Here is a 26,111-nt window from a genome sequence, read left to right on the forward strand (position 1 = left end):
CAGCTCAAAAAATCAACACCGGAAAGCGCGGGCTAACCCCGCCGAACACGGGTGATCCGTTTGCTTTCCAGTTGCTTTTTCCTTCCCCATTATTTGACTGAATCCAAAGCCACTTGCCGTTGGCTCCGTTTGTCCCATTCCGTTTGAAGATTACTGAATGCGTACGGTACAAGACGCTCCAAAGCCCTCGTCGTATCATTTATAGCATCCTCATAATAACCATTTCTGAATTGCCATTCCGCGTCGTTAAGGATCGGTTGCAACTTCGCAAATTGATTGCGATACCGATTGCCAAATTGCAACAATCGCTCGGCCCAATTGGCTTGATCGATCGTTGCGCTAAGCGTATGGGATGCTTGCTCAATTCCTTGACGGCTTTGTTCAAGCGCCTCTTGAATGCTTCTCATATCCAGGGGTGTCGTTTCCAGCATAGCCGTAGCTTTTTCCAGTTCTTTCCCTGCATAGTCAAGATGGTCAACAAGCATTTCCGGAATCGCCGGAAGCTGACTTTTTTGCAACTTAAACTGGGTTTCCATCATCCATACGCGCAATTCTTTTAATTGTTCTACCGCGCGTGTTTCATCACCGCGTATTTCTTGCAGCCGCTCCAACGATTCATTTATGCTATCCTCAATCTCGCCCATTCGAAAATTCAAATTTTCCAGTTTCTCTCGTAAATCAGCATAGGATTGTTTTTGATTCACATGTAAATCTTCAAATGCCTGTTCCTCTTTACCAACATCTGCAACTTCTTTTTGTATCGACTCAACTTTCGATTTATCTTCCTCGGGCAGTTGGTAGCTTATTTCCACAACCTTGCGTTCGTTTTCTAACTCGGCAAGTAGGTGAATAAGAGCCTCATGGCGTGCTTTTAAAGACTCTAAGCCATTTTCCACTTCGTGCTTCGCTTCTTTTTCCCGTTCCAATAAAGCGACATTTTGCGCGAGAGTTTCCTTGATTTGCTCAAGTTTCTCTTCCACATCTGCCAATTCCAACGCAGAAACATTTTCTTTCAAGTAGGTTAACGTTGCGTCGATTTCATCAAGATCTTCATAAACAGCAAAATGTCCAAAAGAAAACGCATTCTCTTCCATTTCACGTATATTCGAACGCAATTCCCTCACTTGCTCCGGAATCCCACGGTCGATTTCACCCAAAAGTTTGGGCACGTTTTCGATTTGATCATGTATTTCTTCTAACGTTTCTTGTAAAAATAACAAGCGTTCGCGTGCACGCATGTAATTTCCGCTTTTCGTCTCTTCGTCGTACGCCTCCAGTTCCTCCCGGGATTTTTTCACTTTTTCTTCCAAAAGAGGGGCGGCTTCGCCTAACGATCGCCATTGGCGGGAAAGTAAAGATCGAACTTCCTTATATTTTTCGGTGACCCTGTCGATCTCCTCACGATTCTTTTCTTCACTGTTGACGAGTTGTTCAACTTCTTGTCGGATCGTTGAAATATCTTCTTCAATCGCATTTAAATGATGGTCAACTTCTACGAGTTTGTCTTTTGCACTGCGAAATTGATACTTATTTGCGATTTCTTCGATATTAAACAAGGACATTTCTATTTCCGGCAAGCGTTCATCAGCAATTTCATCCCATGTCTCACGCCATCTTTCAAATTTTTCTTCCGTTTCCCCGGAAATGGTCAATCCTTTTACCCGGCTGATTTCATCAGCTACAGGTTCGCTCATCATCTGGCTTTTTCGTTGATCGAGATTGTCAACACTTTGATAGATTTGTCGTCGATTAAATACGCCGTATGCAACCACTAAAGCAATGGCTACCACGATTCCGATGAAAACGTACACCATTATGCTTCACTCCAGTTATCCGTAGCTTCCAAGTTATCACCATTTTATATTTATTTTTCGCCATAGGAAAGCAAAAACCTTTAATTTCGTAGGAAAATGTGTCATTTTTTCTATGATAACATGGAATGGAGAAGAATTGGGAAACGTTTGGAGGCAAATTCAATGGAAAATATCCAATATGATGGGCATGTCCACACGCCATTTTGCCCACACGGAAGCGATGCATCATTGGAACAATATGTCGAAACCGCAATCACACTTGGGTACAGAAGCATCAGTTTTTGCGAACATGCCCCTCTGCCGGAGGGTTTCCCCGATCCGACACCGAAAAAAGACAGCGGAATGTTGCGCTCCGATTTGGAGGCATACATCAAAACGATTCAAGACGTACGGGAGCGTTATAAAAAAAACATCACCATTCTCATTGGTCTGGAAATTGATTTTATTGAAGGGTTTGAGACGAAGACGAAGGCATTTCTTGATGAATACGGCCCAATCCTTGATGATGCGATTCTTTCGGTGCATTTTATTTACACGAAGGAGGCATATGGGCTGCTTGATTACAGCGCAGAAACCTTCCGGGCGATAGCGAAGCAAGCAGGAGGCATCGATCCACTCGTCCGCCGTTACTATGAAACGGTATTGCGCTCCATTTCATTCGACCTTGGAAAATATAAGCCAAACCGCCTCGGCCATGTGAGCCTGGCGCGAAAATTCCGGAAAAAATTCGCACTGCCCAATGATGAACAATGGCTTGAAGCGATCTTGTCAGCGGCCAAAAAAGAAGGACTCTCATTGGACGTCAACGGTGCCGGCGTCGTCAAACCGTTGTGCGGAGAACCCTATCCACCGGTAGCTATCATTGAAAAAGCCGAACGTATGGGAATTCCGCTCGTCTACGGCTCCGACGCCCATCACCCGGACGGGCTCGGACAAGGGACAGAAGAGTTGCCGGAGATGAAACTTGGAATGCCGGGAAGATACCCACGTAAATGATTCTGCGAATAATAAGCAACAGACTGATTGCCGAACGACGGGAAGAATACGAGAATGAATAAGAGTTGGTACCGGATGCATCTGCATTGTTGGCACTTTTAAATGAAGAACCGGGAAGTGAATATGTTAGGGACGACAGCGCGCTCCCTCGGACGGAGGACGAACTGCTTTGAGAAGACAAGAAAAGCGAAGTAGTCCCCCTACGGAGAGCATACTGCTCCCAGGGGGACAAGACAAACGATATAATTCCCCTTCCTCTCAGAGTGTATGACGAGCAAAGGGAGGATTTCTGAAACAGACCACTAGAACAAGGTTGGAACATAATCCTGTAAAAATAATAAATCGCGTGAAATCAAATTTTAAAACCTTGATTTCACGCGGTTTTATTTTTACGGTTTATTCTAGCGTCCATTAGCATTTTCCTTCTGTCCCAGCCTCATTTGTCAGGACAACATCATCATTGGCGGTGGTGATGGTTGTTTCTCACAAATTTGTATTTCCACAAAATGACGCACATGATACATATAATGATTTAAAAATGTGCGATTGCGCGGTTCCAAATGGAAAACTTCCCGGATATGCTGAGCATGCAAAAACGGCATCGTAACCATCCCGCGCAAATGCAGAATCGCCCATTCCTTGCGCATCCCCTTAAATACACCTTCTTTTTTTCCTTGTTCCAGCACTTGCGTTAAAAGGTGTTTTTCTTTCATATAATAGCTCGCCATCACTTCACGAACGAGGATGGAATCGAGCGTTAACTCTCGTAAAACGAGTCTCGCCATGCGGTGGTGCTCTTGCTGAAATTCGAGGGCTGATTCAATGATCGCAAGTAACCTCTGATAACTATCTGTCGTGCTTTCAGATGCTTTTTCAAGTTCTTTTAAATAGCCTTCAAGATAATCATTGAGCAAGTGTTCCAACATCCCTTTTTTTCCGCCAAAATAATAAGAGATAAGCGCAACATTCACCCCTGCACGATCGGCTATTGCACGTACAGAAGTTCCGTTGTACCCTTTTGTCATAAATAAGTCTATTGCTGCTTCGGCGACCTTGTCTTTCGTGCCTTGGTTTACTGCCATCTTCGTCGCCTCCATTCATATTAACCTTCTCTATGCTATATTCGCCTCTCTCTTGCGTGTTCCTGTAAATACTTTTCGACTACTTATAAGGGTTTTCGGCATGTTATAATAATTCCAGACATTCAACAAAAGAAAGAAGGTCAGAAACATGTTTGAACCTGTAACATACAGCAAAAATATGGAGAAAAAATACGAACAATTATGCAAGCAAGGAGAAGCGTTACTGAGCGATGAAAAAGATCAAATCGCCAATTTGTCCAACATTACCGCACTTTTAAATCAATTTCTCGATCGCGTCAATTGGGTAGGATTTTATCTATTCAAAGAAGGAGAGCTCGTTCTCGGGCCGTTCCAAGGACTTCCCGCCTGTATTCGCATCCCAGTCGGAAATGGCGTGTGTGGCACTGCTGCTGAAACGGGCAAAACACAAGTCGTGAAAAATGTTCATCAATTCCCCGGACATATCGCCTGCGATGCTCAGTCCCAATCAGAGGTCGTCGTTCCGATCATAATTGACGGTGAGCTATTCGGCGTGCTCGACATTGACTCTCCGGACATTGGCCGTTTTTCAGAAGAGGAAGGGGTATTGTTGGAAAAGTTTGTGCAGCGGGTAGCGCCATTTATCCGCGGTTGAGATAAGGGCGAGCGGAGATCTTTGCTTGGCTGATAAATCGGCTAATTCGGCTGATATATTCTAAATTTCGGCTGATCTATCGATGAACCCTAACACTGACCATATTTTTTTGACACAAAACAGACAAAAACGAGCAAATTCATGCTATACTACGGTTACAAGGGCTGTATCTGTGAGGAACGGCACCGATGTGTAGTGGGAACATGCAAAAAGCTTAGCTGCTTGGATCTCTAAAAGGACCTGGACAGCATGATAAAATTGCTTTTTCGTATGCGCTATCTTTCTGCCTTCATCCCTTGGAAGAAGGCTTTTTGCCGTTTCATGCAGGTTCTTGGAACACATGAAACTGGAGGGAAGAAAGATGAAAACTACAGCTCAATTTAAAAAAATGAAGAAAGACCGGGAGCCGATTGCCATGCTCACGGCGTATGATGCGCCTTCCGCTCGCCTCGCGGAACGTGCAGGTGTTGATTTAATTTTGGTCGGCGATTCTTTAGGTATGGTTGTGCTTGGTTACGACTCCACGATTCCGGTCACTGTCGATGACATGATCCTTCATACGAAGGCGGCAAAAAGGGGAGCGCGTGATACATTTGTCGTTACGGATCTTCCTTTCTTTTCTTACCATGGAAATTTTCCCGAAACCTCCGGCCATGTCAGACGCCTTCTCCAGGAAGCCGGCGCTGATGCCGTGAAATTGGAAGGTGGCATCGAAGTGGCGGATACCGTGAAAAAACTTGTGCAAGCCGGCGTTCCAGTCATGGGCCACCTGGGATTAACGCCGCAATCCGTCGGCGTGCTCGGCGGCTATAAAGTACAAGGCAAAGACTCCTCGGAAGCAGAACACCTTATCATGGAAGCACATGCATTGGAAGAAGCAGGTGCTTTCGCCGTCGTGCTTGAATGCGTCCCCAAACAGCTTGGCGCATTCGTTGCCGAGCGTTTGGACATTCCGGTCATCGGAATTGGCGCCGGAGCGGAAACTGACGGTCAAGTGCTCGTTTACCATGATGTGATCGGCTACGAATCCGAACATGTGCCAAAATTTGTGAAGCAATATGCAAATATATCGCCGCATATCGAAGCAGGCCTTGAAAACTACGTCAGCGATGTTAAATCCCGCGCATTTCCGGAAGCGGCAAACACATTTACGATGAAAGAAGAACAACTCGAGGGATTATACGGCTCGCAGTTTGCAACGGAGGGGAAATAATGTTTCGCACCATGATGAAAGCAAAACTGCATCGCGCACGTGTGACGGAGGCCAATCTTGCGTATGTCGGCAGCATTACCATCGATGAAGATTTAATGGACGCGGTGGATTTGATAGACAATGAAAAAGTACAAATCGTAAACAATAACAACGGCAAACGATTTGAAACGTACGTTATTAAAGGGCCTCGCGAGAAGCGGGACATCTGTCTGAACGGCGCGGCCGCCAGGCTTGTGCAACCGGACGATGTCATCATCATACTATCTTACGCCCTCATGCCAGACGATGCCGCACAAAATCACCGACCGAAGGTTGCGATTATGGACGAAAATAATAACATTGCGGAGATGCTGGATACAGAGCCTGCATCCACGGTGTTATGAACGTAAAACCCACCCGAGAACCGGGTGGGTTTTTAAGTAGGATCGTTGATATTGAAAAAAATAGATACATAACGGAAAAAGACTGGCACATAAGCATTTTTCGTTGGTGTTGTCAAAGCTGGATGCAAGGAAAACCATCCTATAAGCAAAAAACCTTTGCACTTCTGGCAACGTACGGAGGGACGGTGCTGCAATGGCGAGACTCCAACGGAAAAACGGACGCGTCAAGCCCCCGCAGCGCCGGTTGTGCGTGAAGAGGCTTGACCGTTCGTCCGCGGAAAGCGAAGCCATGGAAGCGGCATCCCGGCTTCAGCTGATAACTGCAAGTTGTTCAGCAATCCCTAACTATTTTCCAGAAATCCCGCTTTCGTTGATTCATCTTTTTAAAGTTGAACCCTCCCTGCGTCCCCAAAATTGAAGTTTTTTCTCTTTTCAAGGACGATGGGCTTTCCTTCGCACATTATTGGGGAATCATCCCAAAGCGTCCTTGCTGAGGGTGATTCCTTCGTTCAGCCATTCTGCAGTAGTTAGTTTATGCAATGATCGACTTCTCAAGAGAGCGAACGGTTCACTTTCACGCCGGAAACGATCCTATGGCAAGCTACGCCTGTGGATCATTAATTGTTGGTGTGCTGACACTCATCTTCTCTTTCTACTGAGCTGTTTCCCCTCTTGCAGGGGCACGGTCCATTGCTCCGCGGACATGGAACATTTGCGGTCTTTATGAATGCAGGATTTATACACTAAAAATCCAGGGAGAGCTTTTAGCGAGTTGCCCACTTTATCAATTCTCCGTCACAATCGCGATTCCCGAACTCGTCCCAATCCGGTCGGTGCCCGCTTCGATATAGGCTCTTGCGTCATCCGCAGTCTTGACGCCGCCGGCTGCTTTAAGTTTTCCGTTTTCACCTACGACTTCTTTCATTAATTTGATATCAGCAAGCGTTGCTCCCGCGGTGTGAAAACCAGTCGATGTTTTCACATAATCAGCGCCTGCCTCCAAAGCAAGGCGGGTGGCAGTTTTCTTCTCCTCATCGGTCAATCGGCTTGTCTCGATAATCACTTTTACGAGCGCCCTGCCGCCGCTCGCGCTTACGACTGTCTCGATGTCTGCTCGAACGCCATCTTCGTCACCTGACTTCAGAGCGCCGACATTGATGACCATATCCACGTCTGACACGCCCTGTTCAATGGCTTTCTCCGTTTCATAGGCCTTCACACCCGATATATTCATGCCGTGCGGAAAACCAATGACCGTTGTTACACCTACCCCGCTTCCATCCAATGCTTGTACAGCTGTCGTCACCCAATACGGCGGGATACAGACGGTTGCAAAGTGATGTTCCTTTGCTTCGTCACATAAAGTAAGAATATCAACTTTCGTCGCTTCCGGTTTTAGGAGGGTGTGATCAACATATGCGGCTAGTTCGTTCTGCTTCATTTTTATCTGCCTCTCTTTTTTATTTTCAATATAACATTTCCTAATCTCGCGGCAAACCGCCGGTTGACTTTGCTATGCATTCGCTATACAATATAAGTTGTGTTAAAAGACAGCAAGGTAAACGCATAACGTGCACCCATCCATTTTGTTCCTCGACTGCGGCTGATCCTTCGAGGTACATCCCGTAACTCCCGGCTGTCGGAGCGAAGATGTGTGAAAGCAAAATGAGCGTTATGAAAGATTGCCTGCCGTTGTTCTTTTTCACGCCATTAAACGTGATAAAGGAGGAGCTTTTATGGCTCGCTATACAGGTCCAACCTGGAAGAAATCCCGCCGTCTAGGCGTTTCGCTTAGCGGAACGGGAAAAGAATTGGCAAAACGCCCTTACCCACCGGGTGAGCATGGCCCAACCCAACGAAAAAAATTAAGTGAATACGGTTTGCAGCTTCGGGAAAAGCAGAAGCTTCGTTATATGTATGGATTAAATGAGCGTCAGTACGTGCGCACATTTGAAAAAGCCGGGAAAATGAAAGGTGTTCACGGCGAAAACTTCATGATTTTGCTGGAAAGTCGCTTGGACAACATCGTCTACCGCGCCGGACTTGCTCGTACACGCCAGGGTGCTCGCCAACTCGTGAACCATGGCCACATCACTGTGGACGGTGGCCGTGTAGACATTCCGTCTTATACGTTGAAACCGGGGCAAACCATCGGTGTTCGCGAAAAATCCCGCAACATGAGTGTGATTGCGGACGCACGCGAAGCTTTGGCGTTCGAACCGGAATATATTAATTTCGACGGAGACAAATTGGAAGGCACATTCACACGCCTGCCGGAACGCTCGGAATTGCCGTCTGAAATTAGCGAAGCCCTCATCGTTGAGTGGTATTCACGTTAAAAAAATCCTAAAACAACCTCCTGCCCTAGGAGGTTGTTTTTTAATCAGGCGCTGACTTTTACCACAGCCAGAGCATAATCAACAAATAAACCTGCACCATGACGTAAAAAGCTACCGAATAACCCAAATTAAACTTTAATCCGTTTTTCCACAAGGCTAAATGGTTGGATTGGCTCAAAACGATTAATGGTAATATAAACGGAGATAAAAAAACCGTAATTGCACTTCCCAGCGTCAAGCTGAGCACAATTAATTCAGGGGGATAGGGTAAGTTAACACCTTGGAAAATACCACCAACGAGTACCATGACCGTTAATGGTCCAAGTCCGATAAAACCTAAAAAAATCACAAGGAAAGGCAGAAGCCAAAACATATGAATAAATGTAGAATCCGATATATGAATAATTGTGTTAACGGCCCATGTTCCTCCTCCAGAGGCAATAAAAACGTTAATTAACATACCGGCCGAGAGCATAATCCCCAGTTCCTGCGACTTCTGAGAGACTTCCTTTCGCAAATAATTCATACAATGTTGCCTCAAATGAAGCCATTTCTTTTTTATCACATAATAAAAGCATGACCAAACAAGAACACACATCGAAATAATCATCAGCAATCCCCAGTCCAGAAAATGATTGATCACTAATACCGGACCGAAAAGGGTGAGGAACAATAACACGAATTCACGTGCCAAGGAATGGTTTCGCTTCGTTTCATTCACGGGCATGTTTTGGTGCAGCTCATGCAAAATACCTGCTGTATAATCCAATCCACTTCTTTTTTCATGAACGATCATAAACAAAAGGGACAACAAGATCCCACAAATGGATATAAAAAATCCTTGGAACAATGTGAAACCTAATGAAGCACCGGTACTTTCAATGATAAACACCACGCTGGGAATACTGATCACCCAGATCGTGCTGAGCCCAAAACCTCGCAATAAAGCTGTACCTTTAAAATATTCCCAGTCTTCGTCTTTTTTGTTCCCTAACAATACCTGAATAAATTGAAAGAGTACCGGAATCGCACTAAACAAAAGAAAATAGGCAACAAATTGGGTAATAAACATGGCACCGGTGTAGAACCGTTTGCCCGTTTTTAACAGGTTTTTCGCAGAGCCGATTAAGGCTTCAATATAATTTTCTTCACGGAGCACCCAACTAATCATCGGGATAACTAGGAGAAGCAAGATTATCCCCCTCATTTCCCGGATACCTTCCCATAGTTGCATCCATAATTCGCTGCCTAATGTAACATAACCAATAAGTATAGAAGCGATCGTTAAAAAATAAGGAACCGGACTATTCTTAGGTTTTAGCAGGATAAGGGCAAAGAGCAACGCCAACATTCCGCTTGTAGACATCAGCTGCAACATCCATCCCTTTCCCATAAAAAAAGAAAAGAGATACAATATCGCATAAGAAAGAATGCTGATCGTAAAACCATACTGTACAATACGATTCATCTTGTCATTCTCCTTGCGGTCATTCATATTTAGGGACTGCTGAATAACGGAAAAAGACTGGCACATAAGCATTTTCCATTGGTGTTGTTAAAGCTGGATGCAAGGAAATCCATCCTATAAGCAAAAAAACCCTTGCACTTCTGGCAACGTACGGAGGGATGGTGCTGCAATGGCGAGACTCCAGCGGAAAAACGGACGCGTCAAGACCCCGCAGCGCCGCGAGGAGGCTTGACCGTTCGTCCGCGGAAAGCGAAGCCATGGAAGCGGCATCCCGGCTTCAGCTGATAGCCGCAAGTTGTTCAGCAATCCCTATTTACGTTCCATGTAATGAAGTCACTATCCCCATGATAGCTGAGAGCACCAAAAAACAAAACACCATCGCAAGGGTTTCAGGCATTCTTAGACCCTCCCCGGGGTGTTTCTCCTGCGAGAAATAATATTTCTTCAATTTTTGTGCGATCGTCGCCTTACTCTCCCTATTGCATCATCCATGAAAACGCTGATTTATAGGATTGTCGGTCCATGATTAACATGTTACAATTATTAAAATCGCTTACTTTTTTTGCTATCGGACTTCCATTAGCAAAATACGATCAGTTACAAGTCTACGAATCTCCTAATTATTGAAAAGTCATAACATTCAGCTATATATATATGTTCGGAAGTTTGCATTACTCAGTATACATTCATCTTAAAAGGGGGCAAATGACATGTCATTTGCTAAACAACACTCGAAAAAATATGATGCCATCGTTATTGGTGCAGGTTTCTCCGGTTTGTATATGCTTCATCGTTTGCGGGAAGCCGGTTTCTCGGCTCGAGTATACGAGGCGGCCTGGGACATTGGCGGAACGTGGTATTTTAACCGCTACCCCGGAGCCCGTTGTGACATCGAAAGCATTTATTACAACTATACGTTTTCCGAAGAACTTCTGAATGAGTGGACGTGGTCTTCAAAGTATGCGGAACAACACGAAATTTTGAGCTATATTAACTTTGTGGCGGATAAACTTGACCTTCGCAAGGACATTCAATTGCAAACAGAGGTGACGTCCGCGAAATATAATGAGAAGACGCAAAAATGGGACATCGAATTGGAAAACGGCAGCAAAGTAATGACAACCTACTTTATTCCGGCTGTTGGTGTCCTTTCTGCTTCCAACATCCCGAACATTAAAGGCATTGATCATTTTCAAAGGGAGCTGTACCACACAGGCGAATGGCCTCATGACAAAGTCGATTTCAAAGGCAAACGGGTCGGTGTCGTCGGAACAGGATCGAGCGGCATTCAGGCGATCCCGGTCATTGCTCAAGAAGCCGGTCACCTCACCGTTTTCCAACGCACACCGCAATATAGCAGCCCGGCGCATAACCATTCGCTCGATTCAGAAACGATTGAGAAAACAAAAGAAAACTTCAGCGAGATTAGACAGGCGATGTATGCATCGATGCATGGCGTCCCCTCCTCCGCCCGTACCCGTTCAACCGATCAAGATTCACCCGAAGAACGACAGCGGACCTACGAAAAAGCTTGGCAGGATGGCGGATTATTTTCGTTTTTGTATACGTATAGTGATATAGCCTTTACACCGGAAGCAAATGAAACCGTGGCTCAATTTATCCGATCCAAGATAAACGAGACGGTTCATGATCCGGAAACGGCAAAGAAACTCATGCCTGATTTTTACTACGGAACGAAAAGGCCGATTCTTAATACTGGCTATTTTGAAACGTATAACCGTGAGAATGTTTCCCTCATTGATTTGCGCTCCGCACCGATTGAAGAAATCACTCCGAATGGATTGCGGACGTCGAACTCAGAGTATGATTTAGACATTCTCGTTTTCGCGACTGGTTTTGACGCGTTAACGGGCCCTTTACTCAAATTGAACATTCAAGGAAAAGACGGCGTAACACTGAATGAGAAGTGGGCCGAGGGGACGCAGACATACTTGGGGATAGCAACATCAGGTTTTCCTAATATGTTTATGATTACCGGTCCGCAAAGTCCGTCTGTGCTCAGCAACATGATCGTTTCAATCGAGCAGCATGTCGACTGGATTGTGGATTGTCTTGCATATCTTTCAGAACATAATGCAACGATTGAGGCAGACGCGGAAGCTGAACAGATGTGGGCGCAACAATGCAAGTCGATTGCGAATATGACTCTTCTATCAAAAACAGATTCATGGTACATGGGCGCAAATATAGAAGGAAAGCCGCGGGAGTTTCTCGCGTTCGCAGGTGGCGTTGGCCCATATCGGCAAATTTGTGATCGCGTTGCTTCTAAAGGCTATGAGGGCTTTACTTTCTTATCAGCTTCTCAAAAAACAAAAGCAGGAGGAGATAAGGCGATGAATCGAGACGCAAATCTTGATCCGCAAGCACAATTTGTTTTGGAACAATTAAAAGCTTTAGGTGGGCCGCCTATGGAAATGCTTTCGCCGGAAGAGGCGCGAGCATCGGCAAATTTTAGCCCTTTGGCAGGGCCTCCCGAAAAAGTGGAAAATGTTACGAACAAAACAATACCCGGCCCCGATGGAGAAATACCTGTCCGTATTTATACACCCGACAGCGAGGGCCCGTTCCCTGCACTCGTATACTATCATGGCGGCGGTTGGGTCATCGGAGATTTAGTGACCGTTGACGTCCCTTGTCGCCGAATTGCGAACCAAACGAATTGTGTTGTCGTATCCGTCGATTACAGGCTTGCGCCGGAGCATAAATTTCCCGCGGCAATCGAAGATGCATATGCTGCCGTAAAATGGGTTGCAGACGATGCAAATACCATTCAAGTCGATCCGAGCAGGATCGCAGTTGGCGGTGACAGTGCCGGCGGAAATCTTGCTACCGTTGTCGCAATGATGGCCAGGGACAAAGGTGGACCAGCGATTGTCCAGCAAATCCTGCTTTATCCTGTAACAAATCACGCCTTTGATACTAACGCCTACGAGGAAAATGCTGACGGCTTCTTTTTAACAAAAGCGATGATGCAATGGTTTTGGAGTCATTATCTCCGTGACGAGGATGATGGTAAAAAACCGTACGCATCACCACTTTTAGCCGATGATCTTAGCGGGCTTCCACCGGCATTCGTCATCACAGCCGGATTCGATCCATTGCGTGATGAAGGAGAAGCTTATGCCGAGCGTTTAAAAGCCGCAAATGTCCCCGTCGAAACGACTCGATATGATGCAATGATCCATGGATTCTGCTGGATGCCGGGTGCGATCGAACAAGGCAAAAATGCACTCGACCAGGTTTCCTCTTCGTTGAAGCGTGCTTTCGATGTCGTTGAAACGATGTGAACCCATTGCAGATAATCGAACGTTTGTAGTATATTAAAAACAGCTACAACGTATAATGAAAATGCCTGCTTGGGCATTTGGCTATAATGTTAGAGAGATAGCCCCTCACACGTCCGCCAAGACTGATGAGGGGCTATCATTTTGGCAGATAGAAAGTATAAATCAACTTTCTTACCTGCATAAGTGCAACGAAGGCTTTCGCCATAAAAGCTTGGCGAAAAGCCAAGTTTTTTAATTTGGGGACTGCTGAATAACGGAAAAAGACTGGCACATAAGCATTTTCCGTTGGTGTTGTTAAAGCTGGATGTAAGGAAATCCATCCTATAAACAAAAAAACCCTTGCACTTCTGGCAACGTACGGAGGGACGGTGCTGCAATGGCGAGACTCCAGCGGAAAAACGGACGCGTCAAGACCCCGCAGCGCCGCGAGGAGGCTTGACCGTTCGTCCGCGGAAAGCGAAGCCATGGAAGCGGCATCCCGGTTTCAGCTGATAGCCGCAAGTTGTTCAGCAATCCCTAATTTGCCGGCATTAGCCACACTAAGGTCAGCAAGGCTAACTTGACACTCCCACAGCTAAAGCAGTAGGATTCTAAAGTGCTATTACGTTCGCAATCCATTTCTGTTTTGAACTAGCCTTTAGTTAAGAGGTGTGCCATCACCTCGTCCTGTTTTGTTCTATGCACCCATGGTGCATATGTACCTTACAGGCGGTCTTGCTTTTACCACAACACTAGTTTTAAGATGCTTCCTTAGCTTTCTTAGTGTTTTTCCCTTCGGAAATACCTGAAATCGCTTTTGAAATGTTGTTAGCCGCATTTAGGTCTGCATGCGTTTCGTATCCGCACTTCCTGCACCGAAATTTAGTTCTGTTGCGGTTATTTTTCGCTTTATACCCGCACTTGCACGTTTGCGATGTGTAGTTTGGCACAACATATTCCACTTCAATGCCGGCTATTTCTGCTTTATACTGGATAAACGTTTGCAATTGATAGTGAGACCATCGATGAAGATTGCGTCCTGCTTCTTTTTTCGATTTTGCAGTATGCCGAATGCCTGTCAAATCTTCCATTCGAATCAGGTGAACACCGTTCTCCTGAGTGAAATCAACGATTTGACGGCTGATTTTGTGATTGACGTCCTTCATCCAGTGAGACTCTTTATTCTTGGACTTTTCGGTGGCACCTTGTTTCGCCTCTCCTCTTAATATTTTATCCAGCCAATGTTGCTGATAGATTTCTGCTACAACAGGAACGCCAACTCTTTTTTCCAATGTAGGAAAAGAAATTTTATACAAACCATTTTGGCTCTTCGTCAAAATCTATGGTTGATACAAGTGAATAATTATGGTATTTACACTAGCTAGCGGAGGAAAAACACGGAAACTCCTGTGGGAAAGCGCAGTGGGAAGACCCCGCAGAAAAAAGCGAACTTCTTTTTTCGAGGAGGCTGAGCTTGGGGCCCACGGAAAGCGTAGTGTTTTTCCGTAGCGATTATCATCAATTACACCTATTTGTCAACCATAGGTTTTAGTGTTGACCCACCATTTTCTTTTTCAATGTCGCAATTTTGATTGTTGAATCCACACCAAAAAGAACGAAAATGGTCTGTTTTTTGGTTCTTTTTCTTGGATTTCACCTCTCGGATGGTTTGGTTAACAATGGCAGAAGGGAATTTTTCATTCGCTTAAAATTCTGTAAACATACCGAAAGCAATGGCTAATTTTAGGGCTTCAAAATACCGACATGGCAACACCCCCTTTCTTTCAGGGATATGCCAAAATTGCCCGCACATGAGCATATTCTATCATACATATGGTTACTTTCGATGAAAAATATTGTCTTGATATTCATTGGTGACCAAGATAATGTCGCTAAAAAGTGTGTTTCCCATTTATGTCAGATTGCAATCGTTTGTGTGCCATGAATCTACAGAATCTAGCATATTATGGCGTCATCGGATAGTGATGACGCCATAAAACAACGCATTTCATACATGTAATGGCGTCCACTGGAGGTAGAATAAAAGTTCCAAATCTTGATTATGATAGCGTCATCCGACTGTTTTGTGCCATAAAAATGCTGATTTTTGTTTACCTTTAAACGTTTAACTTCGTAAACTTCCGCTTCCCGACTTGGATGATCATGCCATCTTCAACGCTGACCTCTGTTTTAATATCATTCACCTTTTCTTCGTTTATTTTCACGCCACCATTTTGAATCATTTTGCGTGCCTCACCCTTCGAGGGCTGCATGTCCAGTTCAACGAGAAGATCAATGATCGATACCGCTTTTTCCCCTTTCCACTCAACCTCCGGCATATCGTCGGGAAGTGCCCGTTTCTGGAAGACGGTTTGAAAATAACGCTGTGCATCTTCGGCTTCTTTTTCCCCATGGTACATCGCCACGAACTTAGCCGCCAATCGTTGCTTAGCATCACGGGGATGAATGATGCCATCGGCAAGGTCTCTTTCCAGTTGATCAATATCTGCAAGCGGAACATCGGTGGCGAGCTTATAATATTTGATCATGAGATCATCCGGGATCGACATCGCTTTTCCGAAAATTTCATTTGGTGCTTCATCAACGCCGATGTAATTGTTCAGGGACTTTGACATTTTTCGTTCGCCATCCAGGCCTTCGATGAGGGGCAAGGTTAGCACAACCTGTTTTTCGTAGCCGTAAGCTTCTTGAAGTTGCCTGCCCATAAGTAAATTAAACGTTTGGTCCGTGCCCCCTACCTCGATATCGGTATCCATCGCAATGGAATCATAGCCTTGCATTAACGGGTAGAAAAATTCATGCACTGAGATCGGTTGATTGGAAGTGTAACGATTATGAAAATCCTCACGCTCGAGCATTCGGGCAACCGTCAAATTGCCGGCTAATTTGAGCACATCTTCAAACATTAATTGACTTAGCCATTCCGAGTTATAATAAAGCATTGCCTTATCCATATCCAGCACTTTTCCGTATTGTTCCACATACGTTTGTGCGTTCTCCGCCACTTGCTCGGAGGTTAAAACCTTTCGCGTCTCACTTCTTCCGCTCGGGTCCCCGATCTTTCCAGTGAAATCTCCAATAAGCATTTGGATTTCATGGCCAAATTCCTGGAATTGCCGCAACTTATGCAGAACGACCGTGTGCCCGACGTGGACATCAGGAGCTGACGGATCCATTCCCAGTTTGATTTTCAATGGCTTTCCTGTAACGACGGCTTTTTTGATTTTTTCTCGAAAAGCATCCTCGGGGATAATTTCCACAACCCCTCTTTGCAAAGCCTCGACTTGATCATCAATTTCTTTTTGTTGTTCCGGTGTTGCTTGTAATTCTTCCGACATCTCAATTCCTCCTCGTAAAAATAAAAAAAGCCCGCCCCAAATAAAGGGACGAACTTGTCGCGATACCACCCTTGTTGAAGACCTTTGTCTTCCACCTCGGCTCTTTAACGCAGAGATTACGTTCTTCTATCCGAGAAAACTCCGGCAATGTAATTCACCGTTTGCGTTTGCATCGGCTCGCAGCCACCGCCGACTCTCTGGAACAACGCGCAACCAACTACTTCGTTGCCTTCACCGTTTGTTTCCTATGAATGCTTTTTTTATAGCACAAAAAGAAACAGAATGTCAAATGGATGCATGGGCAAACACGACTGACGCATAAAAAAGTTCAGATGGTTTGCGATGCCGAAATATCGTTTTAAAAAAAATCTTGCCCTCTTTTTCGTTGTAGGAAACGCTATTCATCGGTCTAGCTAGGTTTTATCGTATGGCATCCCTCCGCGGCAACGCTTTTTAAACATGCGAAAATAGCTGAGCTACCGTAGGGGAACATTCGTATAGCACAGCTTCATCGATTGAGATTCCCGTTCTTGATGCCTTCTCATGCTGTTCGTTGTTGAGCCCCTACGAATATACGACTTATTTATCCGATTATTTTGAAATAGAATTTATTTACTCAACAGCTCATAAAATTATTCGCAATCAGCATGAAATCAGAAAATTCAGTTCCTTGAATAGCCGCTTATTACATACTCTTTTATTAATTCCTTTTTATTTGCGCACATTTCAATTACAACAATTCCATGTCTATTGAAAGCATGGGTTGTGACAAAATCACTTTCAATTGATCCGCCCCCGCTTTTAGTTGGCACCGCCGGTACATCCATTGTAGAATTTCCATCTTCTGTGGTATTTTCTTCAATTAAGTCAACAGCATACGGAGAAAGCTCTTTGTCTATGGTATGAACGACAGTACAACGGGCTCACGTACAGTCAACGCACGCAAGCGCTGTGGGCGACAATGATGAATGCAGCCGTGGACGCTAATGAAGATGTCATTATAAGTGGCCGGCGATTTCAAGAACCGGACGGGATTAACGGTCTTTTATCTTCCATCCCTTGTCACAACGCGGGGCTAGTCTACACGGATTTAATGAACGAGGACTACGCCCCTGCAAAAAAAGATGACTCCCATGAAGAAAGGTATGTAACAATCAACGGACAAAATTATCCGTCATTGAAAGATACCCCGGCGGGTTTTACTCGCAAGGGGATCGTCGTGGACTTTCCTTCTTTTGATAACATGGACCTTAGTAAACACGATGGTGAGGGGCTGCTTGGCGATGTGATCCCCGCTGAGCTTAAAACACCGATCATCATCCGAAAGCTGTCAATGGTATCAGAACTGGCGAGGATGGGTTGCACTGGGGTCAACATCCGGATGAGGACATTATTGGCTACCGAATTTATGAGGATAACGGAAAGATTGTGGCTAACGTCATCGGGAACACTTCTACCAACTACACAGACGTCGATGAAAGGAAAGATTATGAGGTAACGGCCGTGGACACACAAGGGAGGGAATCGGTTCGAGCGCCGGGATCAGAGTGAAAGGGCAGGTTTTCCTGCCCTTCGCTTATATGCTCAACAAATGCCGAATCTCCCCTTCTTTCAATTCCTTTCCCTTGTAAACAATCTTGCCGTTATCCATAATATAATAATAGTCAGCAATGCGTCTTGCAAAGTCAAAGCTTTGTTCAATAAGAAGAATGGAAAGTTTCGGTTGTTTTTGTTTGATAGTTTCGATGATGGCTTGAATTTCAGCGACAATGTTTGGTTGGATGCCTTCCGTGGGTTCATCCAACAGTAAAAGGTTTGGGTTTGCAGCGAGCGCCCGCGCGATGGCGAGTTGTTGCTGCTGACCACCGCTGAGCTCACCGCCTTTTCGATTTTTCATTTCCAGTAGTACGGGAAAGTATTCATAAATCCACTTAGGAATGGTTTGTGGCTTGGACTCGCTTGTTTCCAGTCCTATCAAAAGGTTTTCCTGAACCGTAAGTGTTCCAAAAATTTCCCTGCCTTGCGGAACGTAGCCAAAACCTCGGTACGCGCGTGCAGTGGGTGATGAATCAATCATTGACTCCCCTTTGTAGGACAGTTCGCCTTGTATCGGTTTGAGTACGCCCATGATTCCTTTCATTAGTGTGGATTTGCCTACACCGTTCCTACCCATGAGACATACAACTTGTCCTTCTTTTACTTCAATGGACCCTTCCCGAACAACAACTGAATCTCCGTATCCAACTTCCAAATTGGTAGATTTAAGCATGTGTCTCTCTCCTTTGCCTTCCCAAATAAACATCCATCACTTGTTCATTTTCTTGTATTTCTTCCATTGTGCCATCACATAACCGTTGTCCCTGATGCATAACGGTCACTTTTTCCGAGAATGAACGGACGAAGTCCATGTTATGCTCCACGACGAGAATCGCGCACTTCTTTTTTAGTTTGAGAAGAAGTTCTCCGGTCTTCTCTTCTTCCTCTTCCGTCATTCCGGCAATAGGTTCATCAAGCAAGACCAAGCGAGGTTGTTGTATCATGACCATCCCGATCTCTAACCACTGCTTTTGGCCATGAGACAACGTTCCTGCTTCTTGTTCGCCGGCAGATTTGAGGTTAATGAGTTCAAGCATTTCCTTGATTGCTGACTGTTCTTTAGAGGTAAGTTTAGCTTTTAACAGCGGAAAAAGACGCTTGTCTTGTTCCATCGCCAGTTCGAGATTGTCTGCGACAGATAAATTTGTAAAGATGGATGGGGCTTGAAACTTGCGCCCAACCCCAGACCGGACGATCTGAAACTCTTTTTTCTTCGTAAGATCTTCGTTTCCAAACAGAATCTTTCCGGTTTTACTCGCGGTTTTGCCGCATACAACATCAAGAAAAGTGGTTTTTCCGGCTCCGTTCGGACCGATCAAAAAATGGATTTCCTGACGCTCGATGCTAAAGGAAAAGTTATCAATCGCTTTAAAGCCACCGAATTGGACGGTTACATCAGATGCATCAAGAATGGCTTTCGGTTTGTGGAACGTGTTTCCTTGAGACATTGTCTTCACCTCGCTTTTTTAAACGGTCGAATATGCCCATAATCCCTTTTGGAAAGAAAAGAACAATAATAACGAACACAGCTCCGAGAAAATATGGCCACATTTCCGGATATGTTTCACTGAACCCCGTTCTTGCAGCATTTACAAGTATTGCCCCAATGATTGGACCGATTAATGTACCACGCCCACCAATTGCCACCCATAAGGCCATTTCAATCGAAGGGACGATGCCGATCTCTTCCGGTGTAATGATTCCCATTTGAGTTACGAATAACATGCCTGCAAGCCCCGCGATACCGGCGGACAATGTAAAGATAAACGTTTTGTACGTCGCTGTATTATACCCCGAAAACCGCAAACGGTTTTCCTGATCGCGAATCGCTACCAACGTTTTGCCGAAACGACTTGTTGTGATTTTATAACATAGCAAAAACACAATGGCTAAACAGGCAAGTGAAACGTAATATAGAACTAGCTGCGTGGAAGGCGCGAGAAGTTGCTGCCCAAATAAATTTGTAAACCCCGTTAATCCATCGGACCCTCCGGTAATGTCCTGACGACTTACAATCAACGTAACAGTGGCGAGCACAAGTGCTTGCGTTAGAATTGTAAAATAGACATCTTTAATTCGGTTTCGAAAGGTGAAAAAGCCGAGAATACTGGCAATAATCATCGGAACGGCCATGGCACCTGCAATTGCTGCGATCGGATTTTGAAACAACGCCCACAATATCGGCAGTTCCGTAATGCCGTTCCAAACCATAAACTCCGGGATGACCCCATCCTCGGAAGACATGGTTAAGTACATGGCCATAATGTAAGCACCAATCCCAAAAAAAATGCCGTGGCCCAAGCTGAGGACACCAGTATATCCCCATAATAAATCAAGACCGATAACCAAAATCGCGAACGCGATAAATTGCCCTAATAAGTTTATATGAAAATCGGTAAGGACCGATGGCAGAATGACTAAAATAGCGAATAGAATGATAAAAAGCCATTTGCGACTGACGAAATAACGAATCATCTTTGAATTCATGATAGCCTCCTAGCTTAATCGAGTGATCTTGATGTTTGAGGAAATAAGCCTGATGGGCGCCATTGCAGGAAAAGGATGATTAAGGCGAAAACGAGCACTTGTCCCATTGACGCATTTGTCCAATATTCAAGGATCGTATTAAAAACACCGATACCCATAGCTCCTGCCACTGTACCTACTAAAGCACCAACACCACCTACGACAACGACCATGAAGGCATCAACAATATAGGTTAAACCAAGCGTTGGCCCAATGGGTCCGATAAGTGTTAACGCGACCCCGGCAACACCTGCAAGTCCCGAACCGATGGCAAATGTTAAGTTGTCCACTTTCCGGGACGATACCCCGATGCACATGGCCATTTCGCGATTTTGCATAACGGCTCGAATCTTCCTGCCATACCTGGTTTTGTATAAAAAGAAAGCCAGTGTCGCAAAACAAAGCGTGACAAGTCCCAGAATAAATAATCTGGGGTATGGAAGTTCCAAGGAAAAAACAGAAAGACTCCCCGACAGAAACGAAGGGTTCGCGACCCCTACATTCGGAGCGCCGAATATCGAGCGAGCGGCTTGCTGCAAAATAAGACCTATACCAAAGGTGGCAAGAAGGCTATCGAGCGGTCGGCCGTAAAGATGTCTGATAATGCCTGCCTCCAACAATGATCCCACAAGAGCGGCTATTAAAAATGCTCCGGGGATTGCCATGATAAAGTACAGATCAAACATCGAATCGGGCACATAGTTTACAAAGATCAATTGCATCACGTAGGCTGAGTATGCGCCTATCATAATCAATTCCCCATGGGCCATATTAATGACCTTCATCAGGCCGAAAGTGATCGCCAACCCAAGGGCAATAAGAAGCAAGATTGCCCCTAAACTTGCACCATTAAACATTTGCAGCAATACATTTTCCATATCTACTCATCCCTCCCATTGGTAATATCGCTTGCCCAATCAAACTCTTCCAAAAACGGGTCCGGTCTGACCGGTTCACCTGAATCCCACACCTCTTCAAATTGTCCATCCTCTTGTATTTCTCCAATACGTACGGTTTTGTACATATGTTGCGTTTCCCCGTCAATCGTAACCGGACCATTAGGAGCGTCGTATTCAATGTCATCCGCGGCTGCACGTACGGCATCAACGTCCGTGGTACCGGCTTCTTCAACTGCTTCGGCCCAGAGATGGACCATAAAATAGCCCGCTTCAATAGGATCACCCGTGACTCTGTCTTCCCCATTTGCTGCCTGATAGTTTTCTACAAATGATTCATTTTCAGGGGTATCCGTGCTTTGATAATAGTTCCAGCTTGCATAATGCCCTTCTGTTACATCCGCGCCAATGCCGGTGATTTCTTCCTCTGCAACACTCACGGAAAGAACAGTCACGTCTTCAGATGTAATGCCCGCATCTGCAAGCTGCTGAAAAAAAGCGACATTACTGTCCCCGTTTAGCGTGTTGAAAATGATGGAAGGGTTGGACTCCTGAATTCTCGATATGATCGTGTTGTAATCGGTATGCCCCATAGGCGTATACTGTTCTCCCACTAAAATAGCGTCATTTTCATCAAGTTGCGCTTTGATAATTTGGTTCGCAAGTCTGGGGAAAACATAATCGGAACCAAGCAGAAAAAAGTCTTCTCCTTCATTTTCCAACAACCAATCAACGGCAGGGACAATTTGCTGATTGGGAGCCGCGCCGTTATAAAAAATATTAGGACTGGACTCCATTCCTTCATATTGAATAGGGTAGAAGAGCAATCCATTGTTTCCTTCTACGACAGGGAGCATCGCTTTGCGACTGGCTGATGTCCACCCACCGAAGATGACATCCACTTCATCTTGTTGCAGTAGTTTACTTGCCCTTTCTGAGTATGTGGATGGTTCTGAAGCGCCGTCTTCAATGATTGGCACAAGTTCCTTGCCGAGCACGCCTCCTGCTTCATTAATTTCTTCAATCGCCAGAAGTTCAGCGTCCATCACGGATGTTTCGCTCATCGCCATAGTCCCGCTTAAGGAATGAAGAATACCTACAGGAATTTGGTTCTCCTCGTCCAATTCATCGTCTCCATCTGTTGCTGCCAGAGCACTACAGCCTGCGATAATAACTAATCCGAAAGCCAATACCATGATTTTTTTAGCAGTATTCATCAAATACACCCTCTCGTATTTATGTCATGAATGTATTATCGATGAAATACTTTCGATTTTCCACAAATATGTTATATTTCTTGACATGAAATCCATTTTATATGTAAGGTAATCTGACATATATATTGTATTTTTTCATCGAATCTTTTACAGTTATAGATATTCTCATTAATTGGAGGTTGAATCTTTGAAGTTAACACCGATCGAACAAGAAAAACTGCAGCTTTTTTTGGCAGGTGAACTTGCTTCCAAACGAAGAGAACGTGGGGTTAAGCTCAATTATCCGGAAGCAACAGCGATTCTATCTTGTTTTGTTATGGAAGGCGCACGTGACGGGAAGAGCGTTCAACAACTAATGGATGAGGGGAAAGACGTTCTTTCTGCTGATGAAGTAATGGATGGTGTTATCGAAATGCTGGACACTGTTCAAGTGGAAGCGACGTTCCCGGATGGGGTCAAGCTCGTCACACTTCACCATCCAATTAAAACGGGGGTAATAAAATGAAACCAGGCGCTTTTGATATTCGGAAAGGATGGATTGAAATTAACGCGGGCAGGGAGTCTATTGACTTAGCCATAAAAAATGAAGGAACACGTTCCATCCAAATTGGTTCACATTTTCATATGGCTGAAGCTAATCCTGGTCTGACATTTGATCGGGAAAAAGCAATGGGCATGCGATTGAACATCCCTTCAGGCACAGCCGTGCGTTTTGAACCGGGTGAGGAACAAACCGTTACGCTCGTTTCCTTTGGAGGGAAACAACAAGTCTATGGCTTTAACAATAAGACCAACGCCTATATGGATGAACGCGGGAAACAAAAAACGAAAAATAAAATCGAAGCATGGCAACAAGAGGTGAAAAAAGATGAAGTTAGATCGTAGAGAATATGCAGCATTATTCGGCCCGACAACCGGTGACCGTGTTCGTTTGGCTGACACAGATTTATGGATTGAAATCGAACATGATTATACGAGTTATGGCGATGAAGCCATCTTCGGCGGCGGAAAGACGATCCGCGACGGCATGGGGCAAAATGGCAGAGTGACCTCTGATGAAGCACTCGACCTTGTAATCACGAATGTCGTTATCGTGGACTATACCGGTATTGTAAAAGCAGACATTGGAGTAAAAGATGGTCGTATTATCGACATCGGGAAAGCCGGTAACCCGGATACGATGGATGGCGTATCGCCGAAGCTTGTGATCGGTACAGGCACAGAAGTGATGGCCGGCGAAGGTAAAATACTTACAGCAGGCGGGGTGGACAGCCATATCCACTTTATCGCACCCCAACAAATGGAAACAGCCATTTCCTCAGGAATTACCACAATGATTGGCGGCGGGACAGGCCCGGCAACCGGAAGTAAAGCCACTACAAGCACTTCCGGTTCATGGCATATGCACCGTATGCTGGAAGCAGCAGAAGATTTCCCGATTAATGTGGGGTTTTTAGGGAAAGGCAACGCATCAACCAAAAAGCCCCTCATCGAACAAGTAGAAGCAGGGGCGATTGGCTTAAAACTGCATGAAGATTGGGGATCAACGCCTGCAGCTATTGACGCATGTATGGATGTGGTCGAAGATCATGATATTCAGGTTGCCATTCATACCGATACATTAAATGAAGCCGGTTATTTGGAGAATACACTGGAGGCCATCGGAGATCGCGTCATTCACACCTATCATATTGAGGGAGCAGGCGGCGGCCATGCGCCCGACATCATGAAGCTTGCTTCTTATGCTAATATTTTGCCTTCTTCTACTACACCTACCCTACCATATACGGAAAATACGATGGTTGAGCACCTTGACATGATGATGGTGTGCCATCATCTGGATCCAAAGGTTGAAGAAGACCTGTCATTCAGCCATTCACGTATTCGTGCGGGAACGATAGCCGCAGAAGATATATTACATGATTTAGGAGCCGCAAGTATGACATCCTCCGATTCTCAAGCAATGGGGCGAGTCGGGGAAGTCATCATGCGTACATGGCAAACTGCGGACAAAATGAAAAAACAACGCGGCGCTTTACCCGATGATAGCCGAAGCGATAATCATCGGGTTAAGCGCTACATCGCTAAATATACCGTGAATCCGGCAATTACTCACGGCATCAGCCATGAAGTTGGATCGATCGAGCCCGGGAAACTTGCTGACCTTGTATTGTGGGAACCTGCATTTTTTGGAGTGAAACCGGAGCTTGTATTCAAGGGAGGGCAAATTGCCAGAGCACAAATGGGAGATCCGAACGCATCCATCCCAACGCCCCAGCCGGTCTTCATGCGACAAATGTACGCTTCTTACGGAAAAGCAAATGCTTCAACTTCAATTACTTTTATGTCCCAAGCAGGGATTGCAACTCAACTCCCGAAAAAATTAGGGTTGCAAAAGATAGTTGCCCCGGTGAAACAAACTCGACGGCTAAGTAAGTTGGATATGAAGTTTAATGATTTGCTCCCTGATATCCAGATCGATCCTCAGACGTATGAGGTCTATGCAAATGGAGAAAAACTTGCGTGTGAACCTGTGAGCGAGCTCCCGCTTGCACAGAAGTATTTTCTATTTTAGTGAAAGGTTTGCCCCGGGCATGGGGCAAACCTTTATAGAGAGGTCGATTTCCTCGTTAAACGTTATGTTAAATTTTATTACATACGAGCCATTATCTATCCTAGAGTAACTATAATGTAGAAAAGACGAGTGAGGGCGGGGATTTTTGTGAATTATAAGACGAAAAAACTCATTACGATTGGCATTGTGTGTGAAATGACAGGATTAAGCGAGAGGCAAATTCGCTATTATGAGGAAAGAAAACTAATCTTCCCGGAACGCACGAAAGGCGGCACCAGAAAATATTCCTTTAACGACATTGAGTCACTCATGGATATTGCAGAAAAAATGGATGATGGCATGCAAACCTTTGAAATCAAGCAACTCCATAACAAAAACAAAGCCTCTGCTCGTGAGGAAATGATTAAAGGCCAAATCAATGCTCGTTTCGGACAAAACAGAGCCCCATTGGATCAATCGGATAAAAGGCTGTAACTGCTGCCTCACCGGATAATGACTCAGCGCTTTCTACACAAGCATAATAGTTCTAAAAATTGAATTCTCTGATTGTATCACTCGTTTATTTCATCCAAAAACACACAAACCATAAACAAATATAGGGTCATCGCAGGCGTGTTGATCACCATAAAATACCTTCTCACAGGTGTCCTATATATTCGATCCTATAGCAATCCAAGGTATCTTATGTCTTCGCCATTGCAGCGTCATCCCTCCGTCCGTTACCAG

General features: G+C 45.0%; 24 protein-coding genes, 2 pseudogenes and 1 other annotated feature. Of the genes and pseudogenes, 14 read left to right on the forward strand and 12 right to left on the reverse strand.

Translation table 11 applies throughout. From position 1 onward, the window contains the following. Positions 1 to 89: 89 nt before the first annotated feature. Positions 90 to 1,814 (reverse strand): septation ring formation regulator EzrA, encoded by a 1,725-nt coding sequence (locus HUG20_RS15385; protein WP_200085575.1) that lies wholly within the window; start codon positions 1,812 to 1,814, stop codon positions 90 to 92. A gap of 162 nt (positions 1,815 to 1,976) precedes the next feature. On the opposite strand from HUG20_RS15385, the gene hisJ reads away from it, so the two are divergent. Then, positions 1,977 to 2,810: a histidinol-phosphatase HisJ gene (hisJ, locus tag HUG20_RS15390; RefSeq protein WP_200085576.1), complete on the forward strand. Its 834-nt coding sequence runs from the start codon at positions 1,977 to 1,979 to the stop codon at positions 2,808 to 2,810. A 443-nt stretch (positions 2,811 to 3,253) separates the two neighbouring features. Here the strand turns inward: hisJ and refZ are convergent, their stop codons facing one another. Then, positions 3,254 to 3,892, reverse strand: a complete 639-nt coding sequence (gene refZ / locus HUG20_RS15395; RefSeq protein ID WP_200085577.1) for a forespore capture DNA-binding protein RefZ — start codon at positions 3,890 to 3,892, stop codon at positions 3,254 to 3,256. Between the two features lie 148 nt (positions 3,893 to 4,040). Between refZ and HUG20_RS15400 the strand changes: the two genes are divergently transcribed. The 4 genes from HUG20_RS15400 (at position 4,041) to HUG20_RS19625 (ending at position 6,376) form a co-directional block, all read left to right on the forward strand. Further along, positions 4,041 to 4,526, forward strand: a complete 486-nt coding sequence (locus HUG20_RS15400) for a GAF domain-containing protein (RefSeq protein ID WP_200085578.1) — start codon at positions 4,041 to 4,043, stop codon at positions 4,524 to 4,526. Between the two features lie 361 nt (positions 4,527 to 4,887). Then, positions 4,888 to 5,739, forward strand: coding sequence for a 3-methyl-2-oxobutanoate hydroxymethyltransferase (panB, locus tag HUG20_RS15405; protein ID WP_200085579.1), 852 nt, complete (start codon positions 4,888 to 4,890; stop codon positions 5,737 to 5,739). Then, on the forward strand, positions 5,739 to 6,122 hold the full coding sequence (gene panD, locus HUG20_RS15410; protein ID WP_200085580.1) for an aspartate 1-decarboxylase: 384 nt from the start codon (positions 5,739 to 5,741) through the stop codon (positions 6,120 to 6,122). Before panB ends, panD begins: the two co-directional genes overlap by 1 nt. A gap of 122 nt (positions 6,123 to 6,244) precedes the next feature. Beyond that, complete coding sequence (locus tag HUG20_RS19625) at positions 6,245 to 6,376, forward strand: hypothetical protein (RefSeq protein WP_281392435.1); 132 nt, start codon at positions 6,245 to 6,247, stop codon at positions 6,374 to 6,376. A 530-nt stretch (positions 6,377 to 6,906) separates the two neighbouring features. On the opposite strand, the gene deoC is transcribed toward HUG20_RS19625, so the two are convergent. Further along, positions 6,907 to 7,563 carry a deoxyribose-phosphate aldolase gene (gene deoC / locus HUG20_RS15415; protein WP_200085581.1) on the reverse strand — a complete coding sequence of 219 codons (657 nt, stop codon included), beginning with the start codon at positions 7,561 to 7,563 and terminating at the stop codon, positions 6,907 to 6,909. A 295-nt stretch (positions 7,564 to 7,858) separates the two neighbouring features. Here deoC and rpsD point away from each other — a divergent pair, with 295 nt between their 5' ends. Beyond that, positions 7,859 to 8,461 (forward strand): 30S ribosomal protein S4, encoded by a 603-nt coding sequence (gene rpsD, locus HUG20_RS15420; RefSeq protein ID WP_200085582.1) that lies wholly within the window; start codon positions 7,859 to 7,861, stop codon positions 8,459 to 8,461. Positions 8,462 to 8,519: 58 nt separating this feature from the next. Here the strand turns inward: rpsD and HUG20_RS15425 are convergent, their stop codons facing one another. Beyond that, positions 8,520 to 9,929: a hypothetical protein gene (locus tag HUG20_RS15425; protein ID WP_200085583.1), complete on the reverse strand. Its 1,410-nt coding sequence runs from the start codon at positions 9,927 to 9,929 to the stop codon at positions 8,520 to 8,522. Between the two features lie 161 nt (positions 9,930 to 10,090). Between HUG20_RS15425 and HUG20_RS15430 the strand changes: the two genes are divergently transcribed. The 3 genes from HUG20_RS15430 to HUG20_RS15445 all read left to right on the forward strand — a co-directional run bounded on the left by HUG20_RS15430 (position 10,091) and on the right by HUG20_RS15445 (position 13,800). Further along, entirely contained in the window at positions 10,091 to 10,366 is a 276-nt protein-coding gene (locus HUG20_RS15430) for a hypothetical protein (protein ID WP_211199989.1), read from the forward strand. A gap of 273 nt (positions 10,367 to 10,639) precedes the next feature. Next, entirely contained in the window at positions 10,640 to 13,237 is a 2,598-nt protein-coding gene (locus HUG20_RS19225; RefSeq protein WP_246476442.1) for a flavin-containing monooxygenase, read from the forward strand. A gap of 368 nt (positions 13,238 to 13,605) precedes the next feature. Then, positions 13,606 to 13,800, forward strand: coding sequence for a hypothetical protein (locus HUG20_RS15445; RefSeq protein WP_200085585.1), 195 nt, complete (start codon positions 13,606 to 13,608; stop codon positions 13,798 to 13,800). 174 nt (positions 13,801 to 13,974) lie between these two features. Here the strand turns inward: HUG20_RS15445 and HUG20_RS15450 are convergent. The 3 genes and pseudogenes from HUG20_RS15450 to tyrS all read right to left on the reverse strand — a co-directional run. Continuing rightward, positions 13,975 to 14,535: pseudogene (locus tag HUG20_RS15450) on the reverse strand (RNA-guided endonuclease TnpB family protein); the annotation flags it as partial. Positions 14,536 to 14,742: 207 nt separating this feature from the next. Then, positions 14,743 to 14,915: pseudogene (locus HUG20_RS20015) on the reverse strand (RNA-guided endonuclease TnpB family protein); the annotation flags it as partial. Positions 14,916 to 15,333: 418 nt separating this feature from the next. Continuing rightward, on the reverse strand, positions 15,334 to 16,575 hold the full coding sequence (gene tyrS, locus HUG20_RS15455) for a tyrosine--tRNA ligase (protein WP_200085586.1): 1,242 nt from the start codon (positions 16,573 to 16,575) through the stop codon (positions 15,334 to 15,336). 41 nt (positions 16,576 to 16,616) lie between these two features. Next, positions 16,617 to 16,819 (reverse strand) — a binding site (T-box leader). 720 nt (positions 16,820 to 17,539) lie between these two features. Here tyrS and HUG20_RS15460 point away from each other — a divergent pair. Beyond that, positions 17,540 to 18,073 carry a hypothetical protein gene (locus HUG20_RS15460; RefSeq protein ID WP_200085587.1) on the forward strand — a complete coding sequence of 178 codons (534 nt, stop codon included), beginning with the start codon at positions 17,540 to 17,542 and terminating at the stop codon, positions 18,071 to 18,073. Between the two features lie 78 nt (positions 18,074 to 18,151). On the opposite strand, the gene urtE is transcribed toward HUG20_RS15460, so the two are convergent. Genes urtE through urtA form a run of 5 tightly spaced genes read right to left on the reverse strand, consistent with a single transcriptional unit; the run spans position 18,152 to position 22,810 of the window. Beyond that, positions 18,152 to 18,844 (reverse strand): urea ABC transporter ATP-binding subunit UrtE, encoded by a 693-nt coding sequence (gene urtE, locus HUG20_RS15465; protein ID WP_200085588.1) that lies wholly within the window; start codon positions 18,842 to 18,844, stop codon positions 18,152 to 18,154. After that, positions 18,837 to 19,619 carry an urea ABC transporter ATP-binding protein UrtD gene (gene urtD / locus HUG20_RS15470; protein ID WP_200085589.1) on the reverse strand — a complete coding sequence of 261 codons (783 nt, stop codon included), beginning with the start codon at positions 19,617 to 19,619 and terminating at the stop codon, positions 18,837 to 18,839. The genes urtE and urtD overlap by 8 nt, the downstream gene beginning before the upstream one ends. After that, the gene (gene urtC, locus HUG20_RS15475) at positions 19,576 to 20,658 is read right to left on the reverse strand and encodes an urea ABC transporter permease subunit UrtC (protein WP_200085590.1); all 1,083 of its coding nucleotides are present in this window, start codon (positions 20,656 to 20,658) and stop codon (positions 19,576 to 19,578) included. Before urtC ends, urtD begins: the two co-directional genes overlap by 44 nt. A 14-nt stretch (positions 20,659 to 20,672) precedes the next feature. Further along, positions 20,673 to 21,575 (reverse strand): urea ABC transporter permease subunit UrtB, encoded by a 903-nt coding sequence (gene urtB / locus HUG20_RS15480; RefSeq protein ID WP_200085591.1) that lies wholly within the window; start codon positions 21,573 to 21,575, stop codon positions 20,673 to 20,675. Positions 21,576 to 21,577: 2 nt separating this feature from the next. Beyond that, positions 21,578 to 22,810: an urea ABC transporter substrate-binding protein gene (gene urtA, locus HUG20_RS15485; RefSeq protein WP_200085592.1), complete on the reverse strand. Its 1,233-nt coding sequence runs from the start codon at positions 22,808 to 22,810 to the stop codon at positions 21,578 to 21,580. Between the two features lie 187 nt (positions 22,811 to 22,997). On the opposite strand from urtA, the gene ureA reads away from it, so the two are divergent. The 4 genes from ureA to HUG20_RS15505 all read left to right on the forward strand — a co-directional run bounded on the left by ureA (position 22,998) and on the right by HUG20_RS15505 (position 25,859). Then, positions 22,998 to 23,315, forward strand: coding sequence for an urease subunit gamma (ureA, locus tag HUG20_RS15490; protein WP_200085593.1), 318 nt, complete (start codon positions 22,998 to 23,000; stop codon positions 23,313 to 23,315). Further along, complete coding sequence (gene ureB / locus HUG20_RS15495) at positions 23,312 to 23,695, forward strand: urease subunit beta (protein WP_200085594.1); 384 nt, start codon at positions 23,312 to 23,314, stop codon at positions 23,693 to 23,695. Before ureA ends, ureB begins: the two co-directional genes overlap by 4 nt. Then, on the forward strand, positions 23,679 to 25,385 hold the full coding sequence (gene ureC, locus HUG20_RS15500) for an urease subunit alpha (RefSeq protein WP_200085595.1): 1,707 nt from the start codon (positions 23,679 to 23,681) through the stop codon (positions 25,383 to 25,385). Before ureB ends, ureC begins: the two co-directional genes overlap by 17 nt. 147 nt (positions 25,386 to 25,532) lie before the next feature. Then, complete coding sequence (locus HUG20_RS15505; RefSeq protein ID WP_200085596.1) at positions 25,533 to 25,859, forward strand: MerR family transcriptional regulator; 327 nt, start codon at positions 25,533 to 25,535, stop codon at positions 25,857 to 25,859. Positions 25,860 to 26,111 lie beyond the last annotated feature (252 nt).

Source organism: Salicibibacter cibi (assembly GCF_016495865.1).
GTDB lineage: Bacteria > Bacillota > Bacilli > Bacillales > Marinococcaceae > Salicibibacter > Salicibibacter cibi.